General features: G+C 73.0%; 5 protein-coding genes. All 5 read right to left on the bottom strand.

Annotated elements, in window-relative coordinates; all coding sequences use genetic code 11:
- Positions 1 to 108: 108 nt before the first annotated feature.
- The 5 genes from ACFWGJ_RS40690 to cyc2 all read right to left on the bottom strand — a co-directional run bounded on the left by ACFWGJ_RS40690 (position 109) and on the right by cyc2 (position 6,065).
- The gene (locus tag ACFWGJ_RS40690) at positions 109 to 1,065 is read right to left on the bottom strand and encodes an aminoglycoside phosphotransferase family protein (RefSeq protein WP_387334003.1); all 957 of its coding nucleotides are present in this window, start codon (positions 1,063 to 1,065) and stop codon (positions 109 to 111) included.
- Between the two features lie 66 nt (positions 1,066 to 1,131).
- Positions 1,132 to 2,256 (bottom strand): aminopeptidase P family protein, encoded by a 1,125-nt coding sequence (locus ACFWGJ_RS40685; RefSeq protein ID WP_387334002.1) that lies wholly within the window; start codon positions 2,254 to 2,256, stop codon positions 1,132 to 1,134.
- A 130-nt stretch (positions 2,257 to 2,386) separates the two neighbouring features.
- The gene (locus ACFWGJ_RS40680; RefSeq protein ID WP_387334001.1) at positions 2,387 to 3,010 is read right to left on the bottom strand and encodes a LysE family translocator; all 624 of its coding nucleotides are present in this window, start codon (positions 3,008 to 3,010) and stop codon (positions 2,387 to 2,389) included.
- A gap of 60 nt (positions 3,011 to 3,070) precedes the next feature.
- Positions 3,071 to 3,607: a PDZ domain-containing protein gene (locus tag ACFWGJ_RS40675; RefSeq protein WP_387333999.1), complete on the bottom strand. Its 537-nt coding sequence runs from the start codon at positions 3,605 to 3,607 to the stop codon at positions 3,071 to 3,073.
- A gap of 271 nt (positions 3,608 to 3,878) precedes the next feature.
- Positions 3,879 to 6,065 carry a germacradienol/geosmin synthase Cyc2 gene (gene cyc2, locus ACFWGJ_RS40670; protein WP_387333998.1) on the bottom strand — a complete coding sequence of 729 codons (2,187 nt, stop codon included), beginning with the start codon at positions 6,063 to 6,065 and terminating at the stop codon, positions 3,879 to 3,881.
- Between the last annotated feature and the right edge of the window lie 154 nt (positions 6,066 to 6,219).

Below are 6,219 nucleotides of genomic sequence, written 5' to 3'. Positions count from 1 at the left end.
CCTAGGAGGGGCTGCGCCCCATCAGGGGCGCGGGGAACTGCGCAGTCTTTTGGCTTTTAAGGGGCGCGGGGAACTGCGCGGCCCGCCCCCACCGGGGCCGCAGACGGATCACCACGTCTCGTCCGTGAGGCGTTCCAGCAGGATCGCCTCCCACGCGTGGGCGAGCTGCGCGCGCAGCAGCGGGAGGGGGCTGCCGGAGCGCCCACCGAGCCGGTCCGCGAGCCGCGTCAGCGTGTCGCAGCGCGCGAGCCACAGGCCGCGCAGACACGGCCGCGCCCCATAACCCGCCAGGGTCGCCGCCCGGACGGCCGCAGGCGCGCCCACGGCCACCGCGAGCCCCGCGATGTCCTCCGTGGGATCGCCGACCGCCGCGTCGGTCCAGTCCAGGACCCCGCGGACCCGCCCGTCACCGCTGACCACCAAGTGCTCGCCCTTGAGGTCGTGATGGACGAGGAAGGCCGCACCCGGCTGCGCCGCGAGCTGCGCGACCCCGCCCGCGGTGAGCTGCTTCAGCCGGGCGGGGTCGAACTCGTCGGCGGCGGCGAGCCGTTCGGCCGCCCGCTCGGCCGCGGTCCGCAGCGTTTCGAGGGACCGGGGTGTCGCGCGGGGCACCCCGAGCGCCTCGGCCTGCGGCCCCGGCACCTCGCGCAGGCCGCCGAGCAGCCCCGCCAGGTCGGCCTCCCCGACCGCGGAGACGTCCCGCTGCTCCCCGGACCCGCCGGGGATCAGCGTGTCGAGCGTGTACGTCAGTCCGCTCGCCCATTCGCCGTGGGCGACGCTCACCGGGACGGCGACGCCGATGTGGGGGCGTACCAGCTCACGCAGGCGCAGTTCGCGCCGCTGGCGCCGGGACGCCTCGGGGTCCGGGGCGAGCCGCAGCACGTGCCGTGCGCCCACGAACCAGGTGGAGTGCTCGCCGCCCTCGGCGACGGGCGCGATCCGGAGCCCGCCGCCGTCCGGCGGCGGGGAGTCCGGGAGCGGGGAGTCGTGGAGCGGGGAGTCCTGGAGCAGGGAGCGGACGACGCGTCGCACGGTGTCCGCGGTGGGTGTCGCTGCCTGGGTCATGGTCGCGCCGTCCGCCGAAGGGAGTCCGGGGTGCGGGAGCCGCCGACCGGCGCCCGCCGGGTGGGGTCAGTTCACGACGGCCATCTCCCGGGGGGTGTCGTTGAGGCGGCGTCCGCCGTCCTCGGTGACCGTCACGATGTCCTCGATGCGTACCCCGAACCGGCCCGGCAGATAGATACCGGGCTCCACGGAGAAGCACATCCCGGGCACGAGGGGCTGTTCCTCGCCCTCGATCATGTACGGCGGTTCATGGGTGGTGACGCCGATGCCGTGCCCGGTGCGGTGGATGAAGCGGTCGCCGTACCCGGCCTCGGTGATGTGGGCGCGGGCGACCCGGTCGACCTCCTGGCAGGCGATCCCGGGCCGCACGGCCTCGAACGCGGCCTGCTGGGCGGCGCGGACGATGTCGTGGACCCGCTGCTGCTCGGCGCCCGGCTCCCCGACGTGCACCGTACGGGAGGTGTCGGAGCCGTAGCCGTGCTTCAGTCCGCCGAAGTCGAGGACGACCGTGTCGCCGTGCTCGATGACACGGGAGCCCGCCTCGTGGTGCGGGTTGGCGCCGTTCGGCCCCGATCCGACGACCGTGAAGTCGACCTGCTCGTGCCCGAAGTGCCGCAGCAGATCGGCGAGGTCGCCCGCGACGTCCGACTCGCGGCGCCCCGCGAAGGCGACCTTCAGGATCTCCTCGTACGTGGCGTCGGCGGCTGCGCCCGCGGCGGCCAGCCGCTCCAGCTCGGCGCCGTCCTTGACGGCCCGGAGCATCGGCAGGCCCTCGCTGAGGGAGACGTACGACGTGCCGGGCAGCTCCTTCTGGAGGCCCAGCAGGTGCAGCGCCCAGGCGTTGTCGCTGACGCCGAAGCGCCCCGAGGCGTCCAGGAGCGGGGCCGTGGTGGTGTACGGGTCCTTGCCGTCGGTCCAGTCGCGCAGGGTCAGTGCGGGCGCGCCCACGGCCTTCTCGGCGTCCGGGGCTTCCAGCGTGGGCACGACGAGCACGGGGTCCTGCCCCGCGGCCAGTACCAGCAGCGTGAGCCGCTCGGTGGCGGCGGGCGGCGCGTAGCCGGTGAGCCAGACGAGATCGGGTCCGGGCGCGACGAGCACCCCGGCGAGCCCCGCCGCGTCGGCGGCCCGTGCGGCGCGCTCCATCCGGGCCCGGTAGTCGTCGGCGGTGAAAGCCGCGGGCGTGCCGGTCATCCGGTCCTCCGTGGGTCGGTCCCCGGGACGGGGTGCGGGGTGGGTCGCGGGTGGAAAGGGGCCACGGGCAGCATCCTGCCCGCACAGCGGGGGTGACGCGAGCCGGTCGCAGGTGCTTCTTTGGCGGGCGTCAGTTGTCCAGGGCCAGCCTGACGCCGAGGAGCAGCAGGACGCCGCCGGAGACCTGCTCCAGCCTGCGCCGCACCCCGGCCCGGGACAGCAGGGTCCTCATCCGTCCCACGCACCACACGTAGACGCTGTAGTAGCCGACCTCGTAGACCGCCCAGAGAGCGGCGAGCCCCAGCATGGCGGGCAGATGCGGGGCGCCCTTCGGTACGAACTGCGGGAGGAAGGACATCGCGAAGATCGCCGCCTTGGGGTTGGCGAGGTTGATCAGCAGCCCGGTCCGGTAGGAGGCCCAGCCGCTCCGTGCCGCTTCCCGGGCCCCGCCGTCGTCCATCCCGCCCCGGGTGTGCCGCGCCCGCCACAGCGTCTGTACGCCGAAGACGACGAGCACGACGGCCCCGACGACGCGCATCACGTCGTACGCCATTTCGGAAGCGGTGAGCAGCGCGGTCAGGCCGAACGCGGCGACGACACCCCATACGAAGACGCCGGTCTCGTTGCCGAGGACCGTCATGAATCCGGCACGCCTGCTCTGCAGCGACTGCCTGATGATCAGCACGGTGCTGGGACCGGGTGAGGCAGCGATCAGGGTGCAGGCGCCCAGGAAGGCCAGAAGGGTGCTGAACATGGGCCCATCGTGGCCCTGCGGGTCGGACGCGGCAACGCATTTCCCGACGGTTCGCGCCCGTCAGGTGACGACGCCCGGAGTCACCGTCAGCTGCTGGTGACCGCCGCCCGCGTGCCGCAGCGTGACTGCGACCTTCTCCCCGGGACGCACGGCGGCGACGGCCCGGGCGAGGTCGGCGGCGGATTCGACGCGGGTCGTGCCGACGACGAGCAGGACGTCACCCCGTACGAGCCCCGCGGTGTGGCCGGGCCCGGGGGCGTGCACGCCGACCAGGAGCGCGCCCGGGCCGCCGGACGCGTCCACGGCCTCCACGCCGAGCGTCGGCCGCTCTCCGGGCCGGGCGGCGGCGGAGGGTCCCGGACGCTCGGACGGCTTCGCGAGCGCGGCCGAACTCCCGCCGCCCGGACCGGGCTCGGTACCGCGACCCGGACCGGACTCGGTACCGCCGGGCGCCTCGGACGCGGCGGGCGTCTCCGCGGCGGACGCCCGCCCCTGGGACTCGGCCAGCCTGCTCATACCGATCACCGTCGCGCCCACCGTGCCGAGCCCGACCCCCGACAGCACGAGGACCGTCCCGGCGAACAGGCCGAACAACACGGTCGTGAGCCGTCGCCCGCGCCGCCGTGCGGCGTGCGGACGGTGGCCCGGGCCGGACGGGCGGTCGCCGCCGCCCGGCTCCCGACCTTCCGGCTCCCGACCTCCCGGTTCCCGACCTCCCGGTTCCTGACCTCCCGGTTCCTGGCCTGGCATCGGCTTGGGACGCAGCACGCTCTGTTCCATGGATCGCCTCCGGCCAGAGCCCTACCCTCCGCACCCACTCACGACGATCCTCGAACGGGTGACAGCGCCCGCGCCTCCCCCGCCCGGGTCAGCGGGCAGCGGCCGTGGCCGTCCGCCAGACATCCCCGAACGGCAGCTCCGGGAGCTGCCCCGGCACGAAGCCGTGGGCGCGGCGGGCCAGGTCGGCGGCCCCGTAACGCCCGCAGTCGTGGTGCCACTTCAGGATGCCGGCCATCCAGTTCTGCAGCTCCACGACATAGCCCTCCATGATCCCGCGGGCCTCGGCCGAGAGGCCGAAGTCCTCGTACAGGACGGGGAACTCATGGGCGGCGACGTGCTCGAACTGCCGCATGCGCTGGGTCATGAGGTCGTGGACGATGCCGAGCGCCTTCGGGTAGTCGCAGCCGAAGAAGTTCTGCACGACGAGGATGAGGTTGTGCACCTCGCCCTCGTACTCGATCTCCTTCTGGTACGAGAAGACGTCGTTGACGAGCATCCCGTAGTCGATCGCCGCGTTCTCCAGTGCCCGGACGGGCCCGCTGCGGTAGACCTCGGGCGGTACCGCCGGGCCGTGGCCGAGCCGGCACAGGCTCATGGTGAGGTCGGAGCCGAAGGTCGCGCGGCGCATCTCCAGGTAGTCGACGGGGTCGGGGACGCGGTTCTGCAGCTGGTTGGTCAGCTCCCAGACCCAGCTCTCCGTCATGACCTCCACCGAGGCGCGCAGGGTGCGGCGCGCGTCCTGCGTCATCGTGGCCGTCGTCCGCAGCCACAGGTCGGCGAGCCCGCGCTCCATCGCGTTGGCCGGGGGCGGGATCTCCTCGCCCCCGAGGGGCATGCAGGCGGTCAGCCGCGCCGTGCACAGTTTCGCGGCGGCCAGGTCCCGGCGGTTCCCGAACACCATGGGGTAGTAGTCGTCGGCGTAGGTCCCCCACACGAGCCACTGCACACTGAGGTCCAGCGCCTCGGGGGTGCCGTCGGGATCGAGTCCCGCCGAGCACAGCGGCAGGTCGTAGGCGGTGAGCTTGTCCTCGTCCCAGATGCCCTCCTGGAGGATGCCCATGGCGTGCGCCCACGGGGTGATGCGCCGTCGGGCGCCTTCCAGGTCGGCGTTGAGCCGGACCTGGAACGGCATGTGGAAGTCGGGGAGCAGCGAAGGGCCGACCTTCTGGTACGGCACGTGCGTGTACGCGCGCAGCCGGTCGGCGCCGGCCGCGGCGAGCAGCGCGCCGATGTCGGCGGCGGAGGTGCCGGGGCCGGTGAGGCCGTCCAGCGGGGAGGACTTGAGTGCCCCCTCGTTCATGTACCGGCTGGACCGCATGTGCCACTCGTGGCCGCCCGCCTGCCAGTCCTGCAGCCCCCGTGTGTACGCGGCGACGGCCTCCACCTCTTGCGGGGTGAGGCCCTTCTCCAGTGCCAGCGCGGGCACTTCGGTGAGCGCCGTGTGGTCGAACTGGTACAGCCGGGAGGAGAGGACGTCGTTCACGGTGTCGGCGGCCTGCTGCGTCGTACACCCGAAGAACGTCTCCAGGACGAGCACGCCGTTGCTCAGCTCGCCCTCCTCCTCGACCTCCCGCTGGTACGAGAACAGGTCGTTGCGCAGGTGGACCGCGTCGGAGAACGTCTCCATCAGCACCCGCATCGGCCGCGAGCGGGAGACCTGGTCGGGGACCTCCGCGGTCGCGTACTCCACGAGCCCCGCCGACCAGGGGGCGCCGCCCACCTTGCGGCGCATCTCGATGTACTCGACGGGGTTCGCGATCCGCCCTTCGTTGATGTTGGACAGCTCCCACATCGACTCGTTGAGCAGATGCTCGGTGGACTCGGCGAACCGCCTGCGCCAGCCCAGGGACATCGAGGGGACCGTACGCGCCCACAGGTCGGCGAGGCCCGCCTCGACCGGGTTCCGCGGCTCGGGCACGGGGGTCGCGAGGTCGAGCGGCATGAAGAGCGGCAGGCGGTCCAGGTAGGCCTTGCCTCCCGTGCGGTCCTGGCTGCGCTTGAAGGTCTCCAGGAAATGGTCGTCGAAGAAGAAGACCCACACGTACCAGTCGGTGATGAGGGAGAGGGCGGGGCCGTCGCACTCGGGATGCGTGTACGCGCACAGCAGTCCGTAGTCGTGGGCGTCGAGGTCGGCCTGCTCCCAGATGCCGGAACCCTCCAGCATGCCCATGTCGCGGGCCCATCGGGTGGTGTGGGTGCGGGCCTCTTCGACGTGCGGGTTCAGCCGTGCGGGGTACGGCGTGTAGAAGTGGGGGAGTTCGAACGGCTGCGTCATGGGCCGGGCCTACCCGGGCTTCTTCGGGGGCATCCGTGCGGGGGTGGATGATCGCACCATCGCGTGAACGGATGAGTGAACGGGGGCCTGCCGGGGAAAGGGCGGGGCTTTTTCTCGCCCCCGCCGCCCCTACCCTTCCCGTCACTGACTCGGG

The organism is Streptomyces sp. NPDC060205 (genome assembly GCF_042728395.1).
Taxonomy (GTDB): domain Bacteria; phylum Actinomycetota; class Actinomycetes; order Streptomycetales; family Streptomycetaceae; genus Streptomyces.
The sequence above is the reverse complement of the archived record's forward strand: the minus strand, read 5'-3'. Positions and strand labels throughout refer to the sequence as shown.